A 19,015-nucleotide genomic window follows, 5' to 3' on the forward strand; every position below is an offset into this window, starting at 1 on the left:
GAAGCTTAGCCGATGATGCGTCATCGCGGGGTAAGAGTGAGTGTATGCGCTGCTGCGTTGTCTGTGGAGGTTTTGCTGAAGGGCAGCGTGAAGGTTGTGCCGTTATACCAGGCGGGCCATTGGTCCATGAACCAGGGGCTGGCTGGATTGCCGGATTGGCCGAGGACGACGTTGAGGGTGGAGTGATCGAGGTCGGAGAGGTCGGCGGTGAAGCGCTCTGAGGGGCCGAAGGTGCGGCCTACTTGCTTGACGGTGGTAGTGTCGCCGCTCTGAGGTTGTGCACCGGTCCCGGTGGGGACGCCGATCAGGCGCTGGAGCAGCGGTGATTGAGCGAAGATGGGGTGCTCGATGTCGACAGGATGCGATTTGCCGTACTGCCATTTGCGAAGATCGAAGGGAGCATGGGCCTCAAGCAAGCCCTGTGCCACGGCTGCTGTAAGAAATTCGTCCCAGTTGGCATAGCTGGCGGGGAGCCAGCGGGCGGGGGTGTGCATGATGATCTGTTCCTCGGCATAGGGTTTTTCGTCCCAGGTGTAGAGCTGGGCGCTGTCGCCGGGATGAGGGCCGAGGTGGGGATTAAGCAGCATTGGCCAGAGGGCGGCGCGAGTGGCGTCTACGATAGCTGGTGCAGAGGCGTTGATGTCTACGTTGCCGTTCCACTTGCGTAGGATATCGGCGGCCTGACGGATGCGTTTGTCTTTTGTGGTGGAGTGGTCGATGGCGTAAGCGAGGCGTTGCGCGATGACGTGATCGAGGTCAGAGTAGACATCGGTTTGAAGCGCGAGCATATCGGCTGGAGTGAGGTGATCGCGGGAGCTGAGTACCTTCCAGATGCGCTCGTTGCGATAGGGTGCAGCCCAGTTGAGGGTGATGGGAAACGGGTAGCCATCGGGGGTGACGCGGGAGTTGGCGGTGGCAAGGATGCCGCCGGGAGGGTCGAATGCCTGGGGTAGCTGGTCGAAGGGGATGTAGCCTGCCCAATCGTGGGTGGCGTCGAGCGCGTCTGTGGGGACTGGGCTGAGTGCGGTGGGCTGGGTGATGCTGCCGCGGATGGGGACCTTGCCTACGGCATGGTAGCCGATGTTACCGTGGTCGTCGGCGAAGACGACGTTTTGCGCGGGGCCTCCGAAGGTGGAGAAGGCTGCGGTGAAGGAAGGCCAGTCGACGGCAGAGTCAATGTTAAGGAACGAAGCGGTGATGTTCGTGGGGTCGTAGATGGTCCAGCGGAGCGACAGGGCGCGATTTTCTTTGGGGAAGATAGAGGAGATGAGGGGCGTGGCTGTATCGCCGTGTTGGGTGGCGGTTACGTCGAGGATGACATCGGAATGATGGAGGACATGGATGACTTCGCGCTGATGAAGGAGGGGGTGCCAAATGTTGCCGGGGGATTCGTATTCGGCTGTGGAGCCGCTGCCGCGCAGGTGTTCGATGTAGATGTCCTGCACGTCGGCGCCAAGGTTGGTGAAGCCCCAGGCGATGTGGTCGTTGTGGCCGACGATGACGAAGGGATAGCCGGGGAGAGTAACTCCGGCGGTGTGAAAGTTATCGTTTGTGGACTGGAGATCGGCCTCATACCAAACGCCGGGAACGCTGTGATTGAGGTGCATGTCATTGGAGAGGAGAGGCTTGCCCGAGGCAGTGCGGGTTCCGGAGACGACCCAGTTGTTGGAACCGGCAATGCAACCTTCGCAGCGATTGGTAGAGAGGATCTTCTGGAGGGTGAGGAGATCGTGAGTCAGTGTAGGTTGCGTGAACTTGCTTTGGGATTCGTCGAGCGGAACATCGATGAAGTCCGTGGGTGGATTGGTGAGATCGGGAATGGGCTGTGTCGGCGGATGGTCGCGCCAGGAGCCTACAGGGTAGAGATCGTTGAGCAGTTCAGGCGGAAGTTTTGCCGAGAGGGCTTCGCGGTCGAGCTTCTGCGGAAAAGTGTTAGTGAGGTCCTGAAACATGGCGAGGCCGACGAGGATGGAGTCGCGAGGTGTCCATGGTTCAGGTTGATAGCGGAGGATGCGAAACTCGATGGGAAGGCGGGTGCCTTGTGCAGCAATCGAGGCGTTGACGCCTTGAGCGTATAGCTGCAGCCAGTGAAGCTGGTCGGGCGGGAGGGAGGCGATGGTGCGGTCGGCGGCGGCGCGGACCTGAAGGATGCGCTGGGCGCGATCATGGGGAACGAGGCTCGGCCCGAGGATTTCGGCCAGCTCTCCGGCAGCGTGGCGGCGAAGGATGTCCATCTGCCACAGGCGGTCTTGTGCCGTGACGAAGCCTTGTGCGATGACGAGGTCATTGAGCGTGGCGGCGTGAATGTGAGGAACGCCATGAGCATCGCGCTGGACTGTGACGGGAGCCGAGAGTCCTGCGATCGAAAGGGTGCCGTCGATTTGTGGCAGAGAGTCGCGCAGTGCATGGCGCGTCCAGTAACGTCCGGCAAAGAAAACCGTGACGGCGAGCAGGATGACCAAGGGCACAGCGATGGCGACGGTGCGGAAGAGGATGCGGCGTAAGCGATTGGGAAGGCTGCTCTTGGGGGACGGATTTTCGTTGGGAAAGCGGCGGGCGAGCAGAGCAGGATCGATTGGAACTGGATCGAAGGAGTTCATGTGCTGATTCAAAGTCTAAATGCTGTGCTGTGGAGTGCCGCTGATATGCTCTGAGGTATCTGGGCGCAGGCTGATTTGTGCTGCGCAGCTTTGAGGAAAGGGGGCCGGATGACTTCTGGAGCGGGTCTTCATGCATTAGAGACGGTAATTTTGCTACTGCTGATTATGGTCGCAGTATTTGCAGTGATCGCGCACCGGTTGAAGGTGCCTTATCCCATTGTTCTGGTGCTGGCGGGGCTGGTCATCAGCTTTGTTCCTCATATGCCAAGGGTTCCGCTGGACCCCAGCCTTGTCTTCCTCATCTTTTTGCCCCCACTGCTTTATTCGGCAGCGTGGGGGACATCATGGCGAGAGTTTCGCCACCACCTCGTGCTGATCTCGTTGCTGGCCGTGGGATTGGTGGGCTTCACCGTATGGGGCGTTGCGGAGTTTTCCGAACACTTCATCACCGCGTTGGACTGGAAGGCGGGATTTCTGCTGGGCGCGGTGGTCGCAACGACCGATGCGATTGCGGCGACGTCGATTGCGCGATCGATCGGGCTGCCGCGGCGCATCGTCGACATTCTGGAAGGGGAGAGCCTGCTGAACGATGCGACCGGTCTGCTGGCTCTGGAGCTTGGGGTGAGCATCATCATGCGCGGCGAGACGCCGTCGGTGGGTGGCGGAATCGTCCGGCTGTTGTGGCTGATCGTCGGTGGTGTGGGCATTGGCTTATTAATCGGCTTGATCGTGGGATGGCTGGAAAAGTTTATCGACGATGGGCCGGTGGAGATTGTGGTGAGCCTCGTGGTGCCTTATGCGGCGTATCTGGCGGGCGAACATATTCGTGCCTCCGGCGTGCTGGCTGTGGTGACTTGCGGACTCTATTTGAGCCGCAAGAGCGCGACCTTCTTCTCGCCAGGTGTGCGGATACAAGTAATGGGAGTTTGGGATTCACTGACCTTCATCTTGAATGGGCTTGTATTTATTTTGATCGGGTTGCAACTTCCCTATGTGCTGGCTGGGATTCGTGGCGCCTATGGCATGGTGACGTTGCTGGAGTACGGCGGCATCTTCAGCGCCATTCTGATTGCGTTGCGCATGATTTGGGTCTTTCCCGCGGTGAAGATTGCATATCTGCTGCGGCGATGGACTGGCCATGCCGAGAAGCAGCCAGGCGCGCGCGATGTCTTCGTGATTGGATGGACGGGGATGCGTGGTGTGGTGGCGCTGGCAGCAGCGATCTCGGTGCCGGAGATGCTGGGCGATGGGAGGGTATTTGGGCCGAGAAACCTGATCGTCTTTCTGGCCTTTTGCGTGATTCTGGTGACGCTGGTGGTGCAGGGTCTGACGCTGCCTTCGTTGATTCGGGTGCTAGGGCTGGCCGGAACTACAGAGATGAGTGTAGAGGAACGGGAGGCACGAAAGACCGCCCTTGCCGAGGCGATTGCCTATCTGGAAGACGGACGGAAGCAATGCGGCAGCGCATACTTTCATGCCTTTGACGACTTGCTGGACCGGTATCAGCATCGTCTTGTGCATATCGAGTCGGAACATGACGATGGCCACGATGAGCACGGCCCCCATACCTATCGGCAGGTGATTGATGCAGCGGAAGGCGCAGTGCAGGCGGAGCGGAGGGCAATTATTCGGCTGCGGGATGAGGGGCGCATCAGCGATGATGTTCTGCGGACGATGGAGAGGGAGCTGGATCTGGAGGAAAGCCGATACCAGGTAGCGCGACTGTAGCTTGAGGGCGCTGCAATTTCAGGTGCGCTATTCTTAGAGCTTCGCATGGAGTTTTTCATGTGCTTCCCTGGAGGTTGCTGCTTTGAATTGCCGGATTTTTTACCACGACAAATGTTTCGACGGTGCCTGCTCGGCGTCTCTGTTCACCCGGTTTCATAGAGAGTGTATCGGCGGCGTCGACCAGTATGACTATCGAGGATTGGTGCATCGTGCCGGAGCGTTGTTCGATGAGCGCGAGTTTGTCGATGGGGAGAATGCGATTGTCGACTTCAAATATTCGGCCTCGCCCAAGGTGACTTGGTGGTTCGATCATCACCTGAGTGCGTTTTTGACGCCGGATGATCAGAAAAATTTTGAACGGGGACAGGCGGATGGCTCTGAGCGGATGCGGAAGTTCTATGACCCAAACTATATTTCGTGCACAAGTCTGATTGCCGATATCGCGCAACTCAATTTCGGATTTGATACAGCGCCTCTGGGCGAGCTGATCAAGTGGGCGAACATCGTCGATGGCGCAAAGTATGAGAGCGCGCAGGCCGCCGTGGAGATGGCTGCTCCAGCGATGAAGCTGACGATGGTGATTGAGAGTTCGACCGATGACAATCTGGTGCGGCGGTTGATCCCGCTGTTGACGGAGATGCCGTTGCAGGAGGTACTCGATCAGGAGTTTGTGCAGACGTTGTTGGGGCCGTTGATGGAGCGGCACCGGGCCGCGATTGAGTTGATTCGTTCGCGGGCGACGGTGGATCAGGGCGTAATTACGTTCGACATTACCGACCAGCCGACCGAGGGATACAACAAGTTCATTCCCTATTACCTACTTCCCGAGGGGACGTACAACGTGGGCTTGAGTAAGTCTTCCTTTAGAACGAAGGTTTCGGTGGGAACTAATCCGTGGACGAAGAAGACGCCTGAAGAACTGGTGAACCTTGCGGCGATCTGTGAACGTTATGGAGGTGGTGGGCATGCTCGCGTGGGTGCGATCAGCTTTCCTCCTGACCGGGAGGACGAGGCGCGGAAGGCTGTGGGAGAGATTGTGGCGGAGTTGCGGGCCGCAGGGTAAGACCTTAAGCATTTCATGGGTTGAGCGAACAAAGGATATTCTTCCTTGTTCACTCAGCCCATGGTTTTGTTTAAGGCTTGACTTTGGTGAAGATCGAGAGTTTGGTGATGTCGTTGAAGATGACAAAGGCTGCGAAGAGGATGATGCAGACGAAGGCCACCTGGTAGACGCGCTCTTTGAACTGCTGATTGACGTCGCGGCGAAGGATGCTTTCGATGATGAGGAAGAGGATCATGCCGCCGTCGAGGATGGGGATGGGCAGTAGATTGAAGATGCCAAGATTCAGCGAGATGTAGGCCATTAGACCAATGATCGGCATCCAGCCGGGCATATCGACGGCTTCGTGGATCTGCTGGCCGATCCCGATGGGGCCGCTCAGGCTGCGGACGGATACCTGGCGCGTGAACATGCGCTTGAGGACTTCGACGATCAGCATGGAGCCTTTTTTGTTGAACTTCCATGAGGCGACCATGGCTTGGGTGAAGGGAAGACGCTCAACCTTGACCGGAGGGGGAAGATAGCTGAAGCCGAGGCGGTAATCCTTGGTTCCGTCGCCGATATCGGCAAGCTTTGGTGTTAGGTGGATGGGGAGCGTTTGCCCGTTGCGAAGGATCGTGAGATCGGTAGGCTTGCCAGCCTGGTCTTGCAGATAGGCGAGTAGCGCGGGTACAGAGTGGAGCTGGTGACCGTCGATGGCGGCTACCTTGTCGCCCGGCTTGAGGCCGGCAGCAGCGGCCGGCATATTGGGTTCGAGGGAATCTACCTGGACCGGTGTGCCCTGCATGACGGGGACGAGGCCGAGATCGTCGAGAGCGAAGTTTTCTGCACCGCCTTTGGCTTCAACTAAGAGCTTGGTATTGATTCGCTGGCCGTTGTGAATGTAGGAGAAGGCGATGTTCTGGTTGATGTTCAGCAGGGAGCGAATGGCTACCTGATCCCATGTGGGGTTCTCGACGGTGTCGTAGTGGACGATGGTGTCGCCACCCTGAATACCGGTACGGGCGGCAGGGGTATTCTGCGAGATGTAATCGACGTGGGCGGGCCCGTTGAGATAGGCCTGAACCTCGTTGTGGACCATGTAGACGCCGGTCATCAACGCGATAGCGAGCAGGAAGTTGAAAAAAGGGCCAGCGAGAGCGATGAGGACGCGCTGCCAGCGGGGATGGTTTTCGAGTTCGCCGGGGTCGTCGCTCTTGGTCTCGCCCGGCATCTCGCCAGACATTTTGACGTAGCCGCCAAGAGGAAGAAGGCTGAGGCGATAGTCGGTGTCGCCACGCTTGAAGCCGAAGAGGCGGGTGCCGAAGCCGATGGAGAAGACCTCGACGCGCACCCGGCAGAGTTTGGCGACGATAAAATGCCCGAGTTCGTGCACTAGAACCATGATGCCAAGAACGATGGCAAGCTGAATGACTGTCGACATGGGAGAGTGGAGACCTCGTTGCTGATAGGGAAAGTTGTGGGCTACCGATTACGAAAAGTGCCAGTGAACTGCCGGGCAATCACTTCGCGTGCACACTCTCTCGCGGCAAGGTCTGCTTCCAGCACTTGCTGGATGGTGGCAGGACGCGGGCCTGAGGTTTCGATCAGCACATCTTCAATTGTACGCGGAATGCCCATAAAAGGGATGGACTTCGCTGGGTCGGGATTGAGGAAGGCGGCTACGGCGATCTCGTCGGCGGCGTTGAGGGCGATAGGCGCTTTGCCACCTGCTTCAGCTGCCTCGTAGGCGAGGCGCAGGCAGGGGAAACGGGTCAGGTCGGGTTGCGAGAAGTCGAGCTGGCTGAGGGTGGCTAAGTCAAAGGTAAGGTTGTCTTTTTCTGCGACTGCGACGCGCTCGGGGTATGCCAGCGCATAGAGGATCGGGAGGCGCATGTCAGTGACCGAGATCTGAGCGAGGATGCTGCCGTCGACGAATTCAACCAACGAATGCACGGTGGACTGGGGGTGGATGGTGGTGCGGACTCGTGCCGGGGGCAGGTTGAAGAGGCGGCAGGCCTCGATGACCTCGAAGCCCTTATTCATCATGGTGGCGGAGTCGATGGTGATGCGTTGACCCATGACCCAGGTGGGGTGCTTGAGCGCCTGTGCGGGGGTGATGTGCTCGAAGTCGGCAAGTGGTGTGTTGCGGAAGGGGCCACCGGAGGCGGTGAGCCAGATCTGCTTGACCTCGGCTGGGGTGCCTCCGCGCATGGCCTGGTGGACGGCGTTGTGCTCGGAGTCGATGGGGAGCAGGGCTACGTTATGTTCTTTTGCGGCGGCGATGATGAGCTCGCCGGCGGCAACGAGGCACTCCTTGTTGGCGAGGCCGATGGTCTTGCCTGCGCAGACGGCGGCGTAGGTGGCTTCGAGTCCGGCGACGCCGACGATGGCGGAGACTACGAAGTCTACTTCGGGCAGGGTGGCGACGCGGATGGTTCCGGAGGTGCCGTGGACGACTTCGATGCCGGTAATACCTGCGGCCTTGAGGCGGCTTTGGAGGTGGGCTCCCAGTTCTTCGGTGGCGATGGAGATGACCTTTGGCCGCCAGCGGACGCACTGGGCAAAGGCTGCTTCAACGTTTTGGCCTGCGGCCAGCGAGATGACCTGATAGCGGTCAGGAAAGGACTCGCAGATGGAGAGTGTGCTGTGGCCGATAGAGCCGGTAGAACCTAAGATGGCTAGTTTTTTCACGAACCTTATTTTCTCAGAGAATGGAGCTTATCCATAAATTTACGAATCTGTTTGAGCCGACGAAAGCCCCGGTTTTGGCCGGGGCTTTCGTCGTTAGAGAGAGAATTACCTGTATGAGCGCTTAGCGACGCATATTGCCGTTCATAAGGTGCTGAACGCCGACGCTGTAGCCACGGCGAAATGCTTCGCGATAGGCGCGGCGGTCGGGGCCGGGAACATTGGGGTGGCGGTACTCATCGCGATTGTTTACATCGGGGCGGCGATGATTTCCATAGTCTTTGCGGGCACCTTCGATGCCGTCATGGAAGCCGCGACGCTGAATCTCTCGCTGAAACTGTGATGGCGGAGCTTCCCATGGCTGTTGCGGGCCATATCCGTATCCCGGCGGTGGTGGGGGTTGGGATATGAGCGGTGCAGGCGCGAACGCCAGTGTCGTGATTGCCACAACTCCTAGTACAGCGTCTCTAAATTTCATTCGTTCTCCTTCTCGGTGTGTGAGCGTAGCCGACTTCTTGCGGTTGGATGCATCCGGGGTATTTCTTGTTGTTTGAAAAGACGGCGCAACCCGGACGAAGACTGAGTGTACTAGAAGCGGCCCATGCCGAAGGCGTCTTTGAGTATCAGCACGAACCAGAGGACCGGTGCGGCCAACAGAAGGGCGTCAATGCGGTCGAGCATACCGCCATGGCCAGGGAGCATGGTGCCTGAATCTTTGACCCCGGCACCGCGCTTGATAGCCGACTCCAGAAGATCTCCCAGTTGGGCGGCGATGTTGAGAACGGCGGCGAGCAGAAGAGATTGCCACATTGGCTCGGAGGTATGGAGGATCAGGTTGCCGCGCGAGGCGAGAACGTCTCCGATGTAGATGACGAGGAACGCCGCGATGACGCTGCCGACAATGCTGGCTGCGGAGCCCTCCCAGGTTTTACCGGGGCTGAGGCGCGGAGCGAGCTTGTGTTTGCCGAAGGCACGTCCGACATAGAGTGCCGCGATATCTCCGGCCCAGACGCAGACCATCAGGAAGATGACCAGCGCGGTTCCGTCTTCCTTCTTCCAGATAAGGGGAACGAGGGTTAGCGGATAGGCGATGTAGATAAGGCCGAAGAGTCCCTGAGCAGTGTCGGGCAGCACCTGAATGAGCGGCGAGCGGAAGCCGTTCCAGGCGAAGAGGGCCAAGGTGAGTGCGCTGAGGACAGGAAGCTGCGCCTCGACGGGGAAGTTGGGCAGGGTGACGACAAAGGCAAGGGCTGTGCCAAGAGTCATCCACCAAAGAGGGATGCGGAGCTGCGCTCCGTGAGTTTCTGCACCGACGGCGGCAAGCTTGAGGTACTCGTAGGCGGCAAGCTCGGCGATGATGGCTGCGAAGAGGGTGATCATCCACAGCTGGCCGAAGAAGACGAGCGCAAAGACGATAGCGGCGAAGACGATGGCAGTGAGAATGCGTTTCATGGTCCAGTCGCAAGAATACATTGCTGCGGCTGAAGTAGCATGCTGCTGCGCCTAGTGGCGTGTCAGTTCGTGGGGATTCAGTTCGGTGGCGATCTCCGTCTCCAGTTCAGAGACAGACTCCAGCGTGTCGATCTTCTCGTCGGAGTTGGTGTCGTTGAGACCGCCGTAGCGACGATCGCGGCCCTGGTAATTGAGCAGAGCCTCGAGCAGATGGATACCGCGGAAGTCGGGCCAGAGGCGATCGGTGACGAAGATCTCGGAGTAGGCAATCTGCCAGAGCAGAAAGTTGGAGATGCGCTGCTCGCCGCTGGTGCGGATGATTAGATCGGGGTCTGGCATGTGCGCCGTATAGAGGGCGCGGCTGATGCTGGGCTCATCAAGGGAATCGAGGGCACCTGCGCCCAGCAGGTCTTCTACCGAACAGCCGCGGGTGTGGGCCTCGGTGGTGAGGTCGGTAAGGATCTTGCGGAAGGCATCGACAATCTCCGAGCGCGCCCCGTAGTTCAGGGCCAGCGTCAGGACAGTGCCGGTATTCTTCGCTGTGGATTCGGCCGCCCACTGCATGGTCTCCTGCACCTCCTGCGGGAGATCGTGGGTGCGGCCGATATAGGCCATGCGGACGTTATTGTCGTTCATCCGCTTGACGTTGCCGATCAGATAGCTTTTGAGCAGCTTCATCAGGAAGCTGACCTCGGCCTTGGGCCGACGCAGGTTATTTTCGAGCGAGAAGGCGTACAGCGTCAGAAAGGGCAGGTCGATGCGCGATGCGGTTTCGACGACGTATTGCACGGACTCAGCTCCCTGCTGATGACCCAGGAAGCGTTTGAGCGCACGTTTGCCTGCCCAGCGGCCATTGCCGTCCATAATGATGGCGACATGCTGGGGAATTTTGGTGGGGTCGAGCTGCCGATAGACGGTCTGCTCCTCTGCGGAGAGCTCGTGAAGGCGGCTGGGGACTCGATGAGTGGCTTGTACCGGCAAAACAACCTCGCAAAGACTGACGCTAGCACACTGAGATAGCGTGTGCAATGAACGCCTCTTGTGGAAGAGGTTTGCGGGGCGAAGGAGAGGCGGCACAACACACCCCATTTTTGATGGAGCGCGCTGTGCCGCGAGGTCAGGGAAGGCTTACGCCGAACGGCGCCGTCCGGCAGCGAGTTCGCGAACGTGATTGAGGAAAATCGACCGCTGCAATGCGTCGAGCTGCGAGGTGTATTCGGCAATCTCGGCGAGGAAGGGATCGGTCATCAGAACCGCGGTCTCGTCGCGATGGCGGTTGTTGGAGTCGCGGAGCAGGGTAGAGATGTCCACCTGCAGGGCCTTCGCCAGACGGTCGAGCGAGGACAGAGTAGGCATGGCCTTGCCGTTCTCGATCTTGGAGATATAGGTGCGTGGCACGTTCATGCGCGCTGCCAGCTGACGTTGCGACAGATTGCGGACGTGCCGCAGGTCACGAACGGCTGTGGCAACTTGCAGGCCACCCTCTTGCGCTGGTTGTGGGGGAACGATCTTGAGTGCCAGAACTGGCTCAGGCACCTCGACCTCGAGACTTTTGTGGCAGCGGCGGCAAAGTGCGTTCGACGGGCGAAACTGCACCAGACTGCAATGATCACAACGCAGCACTTCACGTTGCTGGACGGGAGCCATCATGGTTGCCATAGTTGTATGTAGCGGGCGGACCCAGAGCAAGGACCGCAGCACACGTCCGATAACGGAGCGTGTGATGTGCCTAGAATGACACCGGGTTACTGAACAGTCAAGGGGAAACCCGTTGATTATTAGCGAAATGCCTAAAAAAACCGGAGAGGAATCAAGGTAGTAACTTGTAAGGCGAGGTGTGAGATGAGTGAGGGGTTTACGCGAGACAGGGCTTTGCTCCTGTTGCACGAGTGGACGGAGAGCGAATCGCTGCGAAAATACGGGCTGGCGGTATCGGTTTGTACTGAAGCCTATGGGTGGAGAGAAGCCGCGAGGCTGGGGCTTGCGGGTGCTGAGGCCGCGGACTTCGCAGGGCATTATGCCTGTGCAGGCCTGCTGCACGATATGGACTACGAACGGCATCCTTCTGTTGAAGAACATCCTTTCGTCGGTGTGGCTCACTTGCGCGAGCAGGGCTGGCCGGAGGTTGTGTTACATGCCGTTCTGGCCCATGCGGACTACTCGGGAGTGAAGCCGGAGACGCATCTGGATAAGGCCTTATTTGCCTGCGATGAACTGGCCGGTTTTTTGACAGCCTGTGCGTTGGTGAAGCCCACGAAGGCGATCACAGATGTAGAGGTCGCAGGCGTGAAGAAGAAGATGAAGGACAAGGCATTTGCCCGTGCGGTGAAACGGGAGGACATGACGGCTGGGGCGGAGCTTTTAGGGATTTCGCTGGATGAGCATGTCGCGAACTGCCTGTTGGCGATGCAGGAACGGGCCGGCGAACTGGGATTAGCAGGCGGTAATGAGAGCTAGTGGCAGCCACGCATCATGGCGAACCAGACAAGTGAGAGGATGACGGAGCCGATGATTCCGATGGCGAAGAGTGGGGTCTTAGTATCAGGAATATTGGCAGCCCTGTTGTTTTGCTGTGGAGCTAATGGGTTGTAGGTGATGTTGAAGGTTTTGCCCTGCTCGAGGTAGGTTCGCGAGGTGAACTCGCCGGTATAGGTTTTGCCGTGGGCGTAGTAGCTAAAGGTGATGAGGAAGTGTTTGCTCGTGGGGATGCCAAAGGCGAGCGCGCGTCCTTCTCCGAAATCGTACTTGCATGAGGTGACTCGCGCCTGGGTTTCGAGCCAAGGAAACTCCGGGTTTGGAGTTAGCCGCCTCATGCGAGAATCTGTCGGGACTGGATGCGCTGGACGCCAGCGACGATGAAGGCGTCGTTAGTCTCGGCGACCGAGCGAGGCAGGCTAACCGGGCGGCTGGCATCTTCAACGACGAGGCACTCGAAGCCGAGAGCCGTGCCGTCGATGGCGGAGTAGCGGACACAAAAGTCATAGGCGAGGCCGCAGAGGAAGAGCCGCTGCAAGCCTCGCTCGCGAAGGTATCCGGCGAGGCCGGTTGAGGTGAAGTGGTCGTTTTCGAGGAATGCGGAGTAGGAGTCGATGTGGCGGCGGAAGCCTTTGCGCAGGATCAACTCGGCGTGGGGAATGTCGATGGCCGAATGAAAGGCTGCGCCGGGCGTATTTTGCAGACAATGTTCGGGCCAGAGAGTCTGTGGGCCATAAGAAGCCTGGATGGTCTCGAAGGGCTGCTTATGATGCGTGGTGGAGAAAGAGATGTGTTGGGTAGGATGCCAGTCCTGGGTTAGGATGACGTGCTCGAACTTCTGCGCGAGCGCGTTGATCGTCGGGACAATCTGATCGCCTTCGGCAACGGAGAGGTTGCCGCCGGGGCAGAAGTCGTTCTGCATGTCGATGACGAGCAGGGCATCATTGGCCTGGGGTGCGATCATCATGGCAGGTTAATCGTACCTCTTGAGGCAAGTGCAGACGAGTTTGGGCAATCTGACACGCTATCGTGCTATGCTGGCGAGTTTCGTGGGCGGTGTGATGACAGAGATCTCGAAGTTGAATAACGTATTGGCGACAAAACTGGACCTGAAGACACCACGGTTTGCGGCAAACAAGGTCGCTTTACTGGCCCTGCTTGGTGGAATACGAACAGAGGAAGATCGGATTCGACAGGGCGGAGGGGCTAAGGCGGCGGAGGCGCAACATGCCAAGGGAAGACTTACGGTGCTGGAGCGGCTGAAGCTGCTACTCGACGAAGGGACAGAGTTGCTGGAACTGGGACTGTGGGCGGCTCATGGCATGTACGAGGAGTATGGCGGCGCTCCGGCTGCGGGAGTGATAACGGGTCTGGGGCGGGTAAACGGCCGATTGTGCATGATCGTTGCCAACGATGCCACCGTGAAGGCAGGGGCTTTTTTTCCCATGACGGCGAAGAAGGTGTTGCGGGCGCAGACCATTGCGCTGGAGAACCGCATTCCCACGCTGTACCTGGTGGACTCTGCGGGGGTCTTTCTTCCCTTGCAGGAGGAGGTCTTTCCGGATACGGACGATTTTGGCCGGGTCTTTCGCAACAATGCGGTCATGAGCTCACTGGGCGTGCCGCAGATCACTGCGATTATGGGGATGTGCGTGGCTGGTGGGGCCTATCTGCCGGTGATGACCGATACGGTGTTGATGACAGAGGGGTCCGGGTTGTTTCTGGCAGGACCCTCGCTGGTGCAGGCGGCCATCGGTCAGAAGACTGGCGCGGAGGAGCTTGGGGGAGCGTCGATGCACTCGGAGATCTCGGGGACGGTCGACTTCAAGGAAGCGGACGATGCTCGGTGCATCGCACGACTGCGTTCGTTGGTTGGCAAGATCGGCGTTCCGGCGAAGTCTCCGTTCAGCATGGTGGAGTATGACGCCCAAAAAGATGCGCCGAAGTATGCCCCCGAGGAGATGTATGGCTTGATAGATGCTGATCCGGCCAGAGCGTCTTCAAATGCGTATGACATGCGTGAGATCATCGCGAGGCTCGTCGATCGCAGCGAGTTCGATGAGTACAAGGCAGACTTTGGCCGAACCGTGCTGTGCGGATATGCTCGCATCGGCGGGCGGGCGGTGGGCATTGTCGCCAACCAGAAGGTACATCAGCAGCAGGCAGCACTCGACGGCAGCAAACGAACGGAATTTGGAGGTGTCATCTATACGGAGAGCGCACAGAAGGCGGCGCGGTTCATCATGGATTGCAACCAGAGCCTCATCCCTCTGATCTTTCTGCACGACGTAAACGGCTTCATGGTGGGTAAGGATGCGGAGTGGAGCGGCATTATCCGCGCAGGTGCAAAGATGGTCTCGGCCGTGAGCACAAGCGTGGTGCCGAAGATTACGGTGATCGTTGGTGGCAGCTTCGGTGCGGGGCACTATGCGATGTGTGGCAAGGCATACGATCCGCGGTTTCTGTTCGCATGGCCGACGGCTCGATATGCGGTGATGAGTGGGGTCTCGGCTGCCAATACCCTGGTTGAGGTGAAGGTGAAGCAGATGGAGCGCGGAGGCAAGGTGCTGACGGACGCCGATCGAAGAGCCTTGTATGACGAAATTAAGACGGCGTACGACGCTCAGACCGACCCGCGATACGGTGCGGCCCGACTTTGGATTGATGCGATTATCGATCCTGCTTCGACCAGAGAAGTATTGATCGCTGCGTTGGAGGCCGCCAGCTTGAATCCCGATGTGGCAAGATTCAATCCCGGAGTCTTGCAGACATGAAAGACTTGGCTATGAGCAATTTGGTGAAGTTGATCGAGTGTCCGCGCGATGCCTGGCAGGCGTTGCCTGTGCATATGCCGGCAGAGGTAAAGGCCGACTATCTACGGTTGTTGGTTGCAGCCGGGTTTAAACATATCGATGCAGTTAGTTTTGTCTCATCTGCGGCCGTGCCGCAGATGGCGGACTCGGAGAAGGTGCTCGAGTTTCTCGCTCCTCCGGAAGATGTGGAGATCATCGGTATTGTGATGAATGTGAAGGGCGCGGAGCGAGCCATCAAGTCGGCGGCAGTGCAGACGCTGGGCTTTCCTTATTCGATCTCACCCGGTTTTTTGCAGCGCAATCAGAACCAGACGCCTGAGGAGTCGCTCGATGCATTAGAGCAGATCGGAACACTGGCGTATAAGGCGGGGATGGACGTGGTGGCTTACATCTCGATGGCGTTTGGCAATCCTTATGGCGATGCATGGAGCATTGACGAAGTGGTCGATGCCTGCGATCTGCTGATCGATAGCGGCGTCACGCAGATATCGCTTGCCGATACGGTAGGCATGGCGACGCCAAAGCTGGTGGCCGACGTGGTAGCCGATGTAATGGCAGTGCACGATGCGGTGGAGATAGGAGTGCATCTTCATGGTCACTACGAAGATGCGCGAGAGCTGGTGCGAGCGGCCTATGGCGCGGGGTGCAGACGCTTTGATACTGCCATGGGTGGCCTGGGAGGATGTCCGTTTGCCCAGGATGTGCTGGTGGGGAATCTTCCTACAGAGGAGGTATTAGAAGAGTTGAAGGCGTTGGGAGCAGAGTTGCCGCCTCTGCTTCCACTGGACAGTTTGCTTGCGGCGAGCTCGGAGATTTCACGTAAATTTGGTGTGCGGGTCCAGTGAGGGGTTTATGAGCTACAAGACGATCCTGGTTGCGGAAGAGAGTGGCATTCGGACGATTACGCTAAACAGGCCGGAGCGGCGCAATGCGATGACGCCAAAGATGCAGGAAGAGTTGCTGGCTGCGTTGGAAGAAGCTGCTACGGGAAGCTGTCGTGTGGTTGTGTTTGCAGGTGCAGGAGCGGCCTTCTGTGCGGGGCTCGATCTGAGTTCGCTGCAGGAGATGAACGATAAACCTGTGAACGAGCATACGGAGGACGCAGAGCGTGTGGCGCGGCTCTTTCGCATGATGTATGAGTTGCCCAAGCCGACGATCGCGTCGGTGCATGGAGCGGCCATTGCCGGCGGTGCAGGGCTGGCAACGATCTGCGATTTTACGCTGGCTGTGCACGGTGCAAAGTTCGGTTATACCGAGGTCAAGATCGGCTTTGTCCCGGCTCTGGTGGCAGCGTTTTTGACGCTTCAGATCGGCGATAAACGGGCGCGAGATCTTCTGCTGTCGGGGCGGCTCTTCTCGGCGGAGGAGGCTCATAGGCTTGGTTTGGTGAATGAGGTGGTTGTGCATCCTGAAGAGCTGCATGCGCGCACCTACGAGCTTGCGCGGTGCTTGAAGTCCAATAGCCCTGAATCCATGGCTTCGACTAAGCGGCTATTGGCTGCGCAGAATAAAGCTTGGCTTGATACGGCAATTGCGCATGCATTGGCGGCGCATGCGCAGATCAGAACAACCTACGATTTTCGCGAAGGTATCGCGTCATTTCTGGAGAAGCGGAAGCCGGTCTGGGGCAAATAGCGGGCCGATCTTCAGTAAACTGGAGAGATGATAAACGCTATGGCAGAGAAACCGTCCCTTGGCGAGACTCGTGTGCGCGTGCGCTATGCGGAGACCGACCAGATGGGGGTGGTCTATCACGCGAATTATCTGATCTGGTTTGAGGTAGGGCGCGTAGAGTTTATTCGTCAGCTGGGCCTCGATTACAAATCGATGGAACGTGAGGAAGGCTGTGGTATCGCGGTCGTCGATGCCAAAGTACGATATCGCTTGCCTGCACGTTATGACGACGAGTTGATTGTGCGTACGCAACTGGAGGCGGCTCGGGGAGCGGTGATTCGCTTCGGCTATAAGATTGTGCGCGCAGTGGATAATGTCTTGCTCTGCGAAGGGGAGACGGTGCATGTGGTCGTCGGTGCCGACATGAAAAAGCGAGCTCTTCCGCAGAAATATGCGGAACGTTTTGCGGCGCATCTCATCTCATAAAATGAATCCCAATCAGGGAATACAGTGAGGGCATCTCGATGAGTGAAACGAAAAAAGTTGCGCTGATTACCGGAGCTAACCGGGGTCTCGGGCTGGAGACAGCGCGAAAGCTGGGCCAGCAGGGTATTACCGTTCTGGTCGCTGCTCGCGATCTGGCAAAGAGTGAGGCTACGGCGGCGACTCTGAAGAAAGAAGGCATCGATGCCAAGGCAATTAAGCTGGATGTAAATAATCCAGCGGACTATACAGCGGCCGCCAACACTATCGAAAAAGACTTCGGTGTGCTAGATATCCTGGTCAATAACGCCGGTATCTTTTTGGACAATCGTGGACCGAACGAGACCAGCACGACCTCGGAAGAGATTTTGCGAAAGACCTTCGACACGAACTTCTTCGCCGTCGTAGGTCTGACGCAAACTCTGTTGCCGCTTTTACACAAGAGCAAGGCTGGTCGTATCGTGAATTTGTCCAGCATTCTCGGCTCGTTGACGCTTCATGCCACCAAGGGGTCGTACGTCTATGATGCGAAAACTTTTGCCTATAACGCCTCCAAAGCTGCGTTGAACTCCTTTACGATTCATCTTGCCCACGAGCTTGCGAATACGAAGATCAAGGTGAATTCAGCGCATCCCGGCTGGGTGAAGACGGAGATGGGCGGCGAAGGAGCCATGCTCGAGATTGAGGATGGAGTTAAGACCTCAGTGCAACTGGCGACTCTGCCGGATGACGGTCCTACGGGCGGCTACTTCCATATGGGTGAGACCCTGCCCTGGTAAGCAATCCTCGCGGTTTGATGTTGCTGCGAATAAATTCGACAGTCGTTTCAAGCGGCGTTCCCGGCCCGAAGATGGCCGCGACGCCGCTTTCCTTTAGCTTCTCCACGTCCTGATTGGGGATGCTGCCGCCGAGTACAACCAGGATATCTTTGGCCTCTTGTTGTTCGAGTAGGGCAAGGATACGAGGAACGATGGCGTTATGTGCGCCCGAGAGGATCGAGAGGCCAATGCAATCTACGTCTTCCTGAATTGCAGCAGCGACGATCATCTCCGGCGTCTGCCGCAGACCGGTGTAGATGACCTCCATGCCGGCATCGCGAAGAGCGTGGGCGATAATTTTGGCGCCGCGATCATGTCCGTCGAGACCGGGTTTAGCTACCAGAACACGAATTGGTGCGGAACGCTCCATCGAGGCGTAAGTATACGCGGCCTTGCATGTAGGATGTCAGCCCTTGCGTGTTGTCTGCCAGGCCTTGGAGTACTTCCAACTGGTGTAGGTGGAGTGGTAGAGATGCAGCAGCAGGCCCTCACGGCCATCAAGAATGCCGCCGCGGAAGAAGTAGTTCCACACAAAGGTGAAGCCAGGCACTGCAACGATGTTCCAGTAGAACGCGAGCCATGAGCGGCTCGTCGTTCCCTTTTGGGTTACGATCTGAGCTCCCAGGGTGCTATATCGGTCCATATGCTCGATATAGCTTTCAATCGTGGGATAGGCATGATGGATCAGGTCGTGGTGGAGAGTGTCGAGTTTACCTTCAAACGCGATCGTCTCATGCACGGGGCGTTCCGTGAATCGCGTACCGGGCGCAAAATTGGCGGAATGGTGGCGAAAGAGGCGAAGCTTGGCATCGGGGTAGTAGCCACCGTGTCGCATCCAGCGATTAAGGAATAGATTGCGGCGGCGAAGCATGTAGGCGTCGGCACGAGGCTCTCCGAGCAAGAGAACACGAATCTCGGTCTGCAGCTCAACAGAAAGTTCTTCATCGGCGTCGAGCGAGAGAACCCATGTCCCTGTGCACTTCTCAATCGCAGAGTTTTTCTGCGAGGCGAATCCCTTCCACTCTTCGGAGAAGACCTTCGTGTTCTTAAACGATCTGGCTATCTCAAGAGTCCTGTCGGTCGAACCGGAATCCAGAACGATGACTTCGTCGGCAAATTGGACGCTAGCGAGGGTTCGGCCAAGGTTGGCCTCTTCATTGAGCGTGATGATAGCTACCGACAGGGTTTGCGGCATAGTGTCGCAGAGGTATAGCGTTGCATCCTTCGTAAAATTGATATGTTCATTCTGCTGAGCTGATGTGGCTTATGCTACCGCAGATAGCGATATTTGTCGTGACAGTT

The 19,015-nt window shown here is 57.9% G+C and carries 19 protein-coding genes; 8 read left to right on the plus strand and 11 right to left on the minus strand.

The genetic code is table 11. The annotated features are described in order from the left end of the window. Nucleotides 1–20 precede the first annotated feature (20 nt). Nucleotides 21–2,600 (minus strand): penicillin acylase family protein, encoded by a 2,580-nt coding sequence (locus IEW09_RS13990; protein ID WP_188554821.1) that lies wholly within the window; start codon nucleotides 2,598–2,600, stop codon nucleotides 21–23. A 108-nt stretch (nucleotides 2,601–2,708) separates the two neighbouring features. Between IEW09_RS13990 and IEW09_RS13995 the strand changes: the two genes are divergently transcribed. Together IEW09_RS13995 and IEW09_RS14000 are read left to right on the plus strand one after the other, a co-directional pair. Then, a complete protein-coding gene (locus IEW09_RS13995) occupies nucleotides 2,709–4,328 on the plus strand; it encodes a Na+/H+ antiporter (RefSeq protein WP_188554822.1) in 1,620 nt (539 codons plus the stop codon). Nucleotides 4,329–4,410: 82 nt separating this feature from the next. Beyond that, nucleotides 4,411–5,391, plus strand: coding sequence for a DHH family phosphoesterase (locus tag IEW09_RS14000; protein ID WP_188554823.1), 981 nt, complete (start codon nucleotides 4,411–4,413; stop codon nucleotides 5,389–5,391). Between the two features lie 70 nt (nucleotides 5,392–5,461). Here the strand turns inward: IEW09_RS14000 and rseP are convergent, their stop codons facing one another. The 6 genes from rseP to IEW09_RS14030 all read right to left on the minus strand — a co-directional run bounded on the left by rseP (nucleotide 5,462) and on the right by IEW09_RS14030 (nucleotide 11,169). After that, entirely contained in the window at nucleotides 5,462–6,811 is a 1,350-nt protein-coding gene (gene rseP, locus IEW09_RS14005; protein ID WP_188554824.1) for an RIP metalloprotease RseP, read from the minus strand. Between the two features lie 41 nt (nucleotides 6,812–6,852). Then, entirely contained in the window at nucleotides 6,853–8,061 is a 1,209-nt protein-coding gene (dxr, locus tag IEW09_RS14010; RefSeq protein WP_188554825.1) for a 1-deoxy-D-xylulose-5-phosphate reductoisomerase, read from the minus strand. 121 nt (nucleotides 8,062–8,182) lie between these two features. Then, nucleotides 8,183–8,536, minus strand: a complete 354-nt coding sequence (locus IEW09_RS14015; RefSeq protein ID WP_188554826.1) for a hypothetical protein — start codon at nucleotides 8,534–8,536, stop codon at nucleotides 8,183–8,185. 110 nt (nucleotides 8,537–8,646) lie between these two features. After that, on the minus strand, nucleotides 8,647–9,510 hold the full coding sequence (locus IEW09_RS14020; protein ID WP_188554827.1) for a phosphatidate cytidylyltransferase: 864 nt from the start codon (nucleotides 9,508–9,510) through the stop codon (nucleotides 8,647–8,649). Between the two features lie 51 nt (nucleotides 9,511–9,561). Then, nucleotides 9,562–10,491: an undecaprenyl pyrophosphate synthase gene (gene uppS, locus IEW09_RS14025; protein WP_229739321.1), complete on the minus strand. Its 930-nt coding sequence runs from the start codon at nucleotides 10,489–10,491 to the stop codon at nucleotides 9,562–9,564. A 147-nt stretch (nucleotides 10,492–10,638) separates the two neighbouring features. Beyond that, complete coding sequence (locus IEW09_RS14030; RefSeq protein ID WP_188554829.1) at nucleotides 10,639–11,169, minus strand: helix-turn-helix domain-containing protein; 531 nt, start codon at nucleotides 11,167–11,169, stop codon at nucleotides 10,639–10,641. 183 nt (nucleotides 11,170–11,352) lie between these two features. Between IEW09_RS14030 and IEW09_RS14035 the strand changes: the two genes are divergently transcribed. Further along, nucleotides 11,353–11,967, plus strand: coding sequence for an HD domain-containing protein (locus IEW09_RS14035; RefSeq protein WP_188554830.1), 615 nt, complete (start codon nucleotides 11,353–11,355; stop codon nucleotides 11,965–11,967). On the opposite strand, the gene IEW09_RS14040 is transcribed toward IEW09_RS14035, so the two are convergent. Together IEW09_RS14040 and pncA are read right to left on the minus strand one after the other, a co-directional pair. Then, nucleotides 11,964–12,323 carry a hypothetical protein gene (locus tag IEW09_RS14040; RefSeq protein ID WP_188554831.1) on the minus strand — a complete coding sequence of 120 codons (360 nt, stop codon included), beginning with the start codon at nucleotides 12,321–12,323 and terminating at the stop codon, nucleotides 11,964–11,966. The two genes, IEW09_RS14035 and IEW09_RS14040, sit on opposite strands and share 4 nt — an antisense overlap. After that, nucleotides 12,320–12,952, minus strand: coding sequence for a bifunctional nicotinamidase/pyrazinamidase (gene pncA / locus IEW09_RS14045; RefSeq protein WP_229739322.1), 633 nt, complete (start codon nucleotides 12,950–12,952; stop codon nucleotides 12,320–12,322). Before pncA ends, IEW09_RS14040 begins: the two co-directional genes overlap by 4 nt. A gap of 94 nt (nucleotides 12,953–13,046) precedes the next feature. Here pncA and IEW09_RS14050 point away from each other — a divergent pair, with 94 nt between their 5' ends. Genes IEW09_RS14050 through IEW09_RS14070 form a run of 5 tightly spaced genes read left to right on the plus strand, consistent with a single transcriptional unit; the run spans nucleotide 13,047 to nucleotide 17,674 of the window. Continuing rightward, on the plus strand, nucleotides 13,047–14,759 hold the full coding sequence (locus IEW09_RS14050) for an acyl-CoA carboxylase subunit beta (RefSeq protein ID WP_188555261.1): 1,713 nt from the start codon (nucleotides 13,047–13,049) through the stop codon (nucleotides 14,757–14,759). After that, the gene (locus IEW09_RS14055; RefSeq protein WP_308420560.1) at nucleotides 14,756–15,643 is read left to right on the plus strand and encodes a hydroxymethylglutaryl-CoA lyase; all 888 of its coding nucleotides are present in this window, start codon (nucleotides 14,756–14,758) and stop codon (nucleotides 15,641–15,643) included. The genes IEW09_RS14050 and IEW09_RS14055 overlap by 4 nt, the downstream gene beginning before the upstream one ends. Before the next feature lie 7 nt (nucleotides 15,644–15,650). After that, entirely contained in the window at nucleotides 15,651–16,433 is a 783-nt protein-coding gene (locus IEW09_RS14060) for an enoyl-CoA hydratase/isomerase family protein (protein WP_188554832.1), read from the plus strand. A gap of 39 nt (nucleotides 16,434–16,472) precedes the next feature. After that, nucleotides 16,473–16,898 carry an acyl-CoA thioesterase gene (locus IEW09_RS14065; protein ID WP_188554833.1) on the plus strand — a complete coding sequence of 142 codons (426 nt, stop codon included), beginning with the start codon at nucleotides 16,473–16,475 and terminating at the stop codon, nucleotides 16,896–16,898. A gap of 38 nt (nucleotides 16,899–16,936) precedes the next feature. Beyond that, on the plus strand, nucleotides 16,937–17,674 hold the full coding sequence (locus IEW09_RS14070) for an SDR family oxidoreductase (protein WP_188554834.1): 738 nt from the start codon (nucleotides 16,937–16,939) through the stop codon (nucleotides 17,672–17,674). Here IEW09_RS14070 and IEW09_RS14075 read toward each other — a convergent pair. Both IEW09_RS14075 and IEW09_RS14080 read right to left on the minus strand, forming a co-directional pair. After that, complete coding sequence (locus IEW09_RS14075; RefSeq protein WP_188554835.1) at nucleotides 17,631–18,083, minus strand: cobalamin B12-binding domain-containing protein; 453 nt, start codon at nucleotides 18,081–18,083, stop codon at nucleotides 17,631–17,633. The genes IEW09_RS14070 and IEW09_RS14075 overlap by 44 nt on opposite strands. Nucleotides 18,084–18,119: 36 nt before the next feature. Continuing rightward, nucleotides 18,120–18,908, minus strand: coding sequence for a glycosyltransferase family 2 protein (locus IEW09_RS14080; RefSeq protein ID WP_188554836.1), 789 nt, complete (start codon nucleotides 18,906–18,908; stop codon nucleotides 18,120–18,122). Nucleotides 18,909–19,015: the final 107 nt, after the last annotated feature.

The organism is Edaphobacter dinghuensis (genome assembly GCF_014640335.1).
Taxonomy (GTDB): domain Bacteria; phylum Acidobacteriota; class Terriglobia; order Terriglobales; family Acidobacteriaceae; genus Edaphobacter; species Edaphobacter dinghuensis.

What these genes read in the sequence shown, in the direction of transcription:
- IEW09_RS14050 (WP_188555261.1), top strand. Translation starts at nt 13,047, where the DNA reads ATGACAGAGATCTCGAAGTTGAATAACGTATTGGCGACAAAACTGGAC.
- IEW09_RS14020 (WP_188554827.1), bottom strand. Translation starts at nt 9,510, where the DNA reads ATGAAACGCATTCTCACTGCCATCGTCTTCGCCGCTATCGTCTTTGCG.
- IEW09_RS14070 (WP_188554834.1), top strand. Translation starts at nt 16,937, where the DNA reads ATGAGTGAAACGAAAAAAGTTGCGCTGATTACCGGAGCTAACCGGGGT.
- IEW09_RS14035 (WP_188554830.1), top strand. Translation starts at nt 11,353, where the DNA reads ATGAGTGAGGGGTTTACGCGAGACAGGGCTTTGCTCCTGTTGCACGAG.
- IEW09_RS13990 (WP_188554821.1), bottom strand. Translation starts at nt 2,600, where the DNA reads ATGAACTCCTTCGATCCAGTTCCAATCGATCCTGCTCTGCTCGCCCGC.
- IEW09_RS14040 (WP_188554831.1), bottom strand. Translation starts at nt 12,323, where the DNA reads ATGAGGCGGCTAACTCCAAACCCGGAGTTTCCTTGGCTCGAAACCCAG.
- IEW09_RS14065 (WP_188554833.1), top strand. Translation starts at nt 16,473, where the DNA reads ATGGCAGAGAAACCGTCCCTTGGCGAGACTCGTGTGCGCGTGCGCTAT.
- pncA (WP_229739322.1), bottom strand. Translation starts at nt 12,952, where the DNA reads ATGATGATCGCACCCCAGGCCAATGATGCCCTGCTCGTCATCGACATG.
- IEW09_RS13995 (WP_188554822.1), top strand. Translation starts at nt 2,709, where the DNA reads ATGACTTCTGGAGCGGGTCTTCATGCATTAGAGACGGTAATTTTGCTA.
- IEW09_RS14015 (WP_188554826.1), bottom strand. Translation starts at nt 8,536, where the DNA reads ATGAAATTTAGAGACGCTGTACTAGGAGTTGTGGCAATCACGACACTG.
- IEW09_RS14060 (WP_188554832.1), top strand. Translation starts at nt 15,651, where the DNA reads ATGAGCTACAAGACGATCCTGGTTGCGGAAGAGAGTGGCATTCGGACG.
- IEW09_RS14075 (WP_188554835.1), bottom strand. Translation starts at nt 18,083, where the DNA reads ATGGAGCGTTCCGCACCAATTCGTGTTCTGGTAGCTAAACCCGGTCTC.
- IEW09_RS14055 (WP_308420560.1), top strand. Translation starts at nt 14,756, where the DNA reads ATGAAAGACTTGGCTATGAGCAATTTGGTGAAGTTGATCGAGTGTCCG.
- IEW09_RS14030 (WP_188554829.1), bottom strand. Translation starts at nt 11,169, where the DNA reads ATGGCAACCATGATGGCTCCCGTCCAGCAACGTGAAGTGCTGCGTTGT.
- IEW09_RS14080 (WP_188554836.1), bottom strand. Translation starts at nt 18,908, where the DNA reads ATGCCGCAAACCCTGTCGGTAGCTATCATCACGCTCAATGAAGAGGCC.
- rseP (WP_188554824.1), bottom strand. Translation starts at nt 6,811, where the DNA reads ATGTCGACAGTCATTCAGCTTGCCATCGTTCTTGGCATCATGGTTCTA.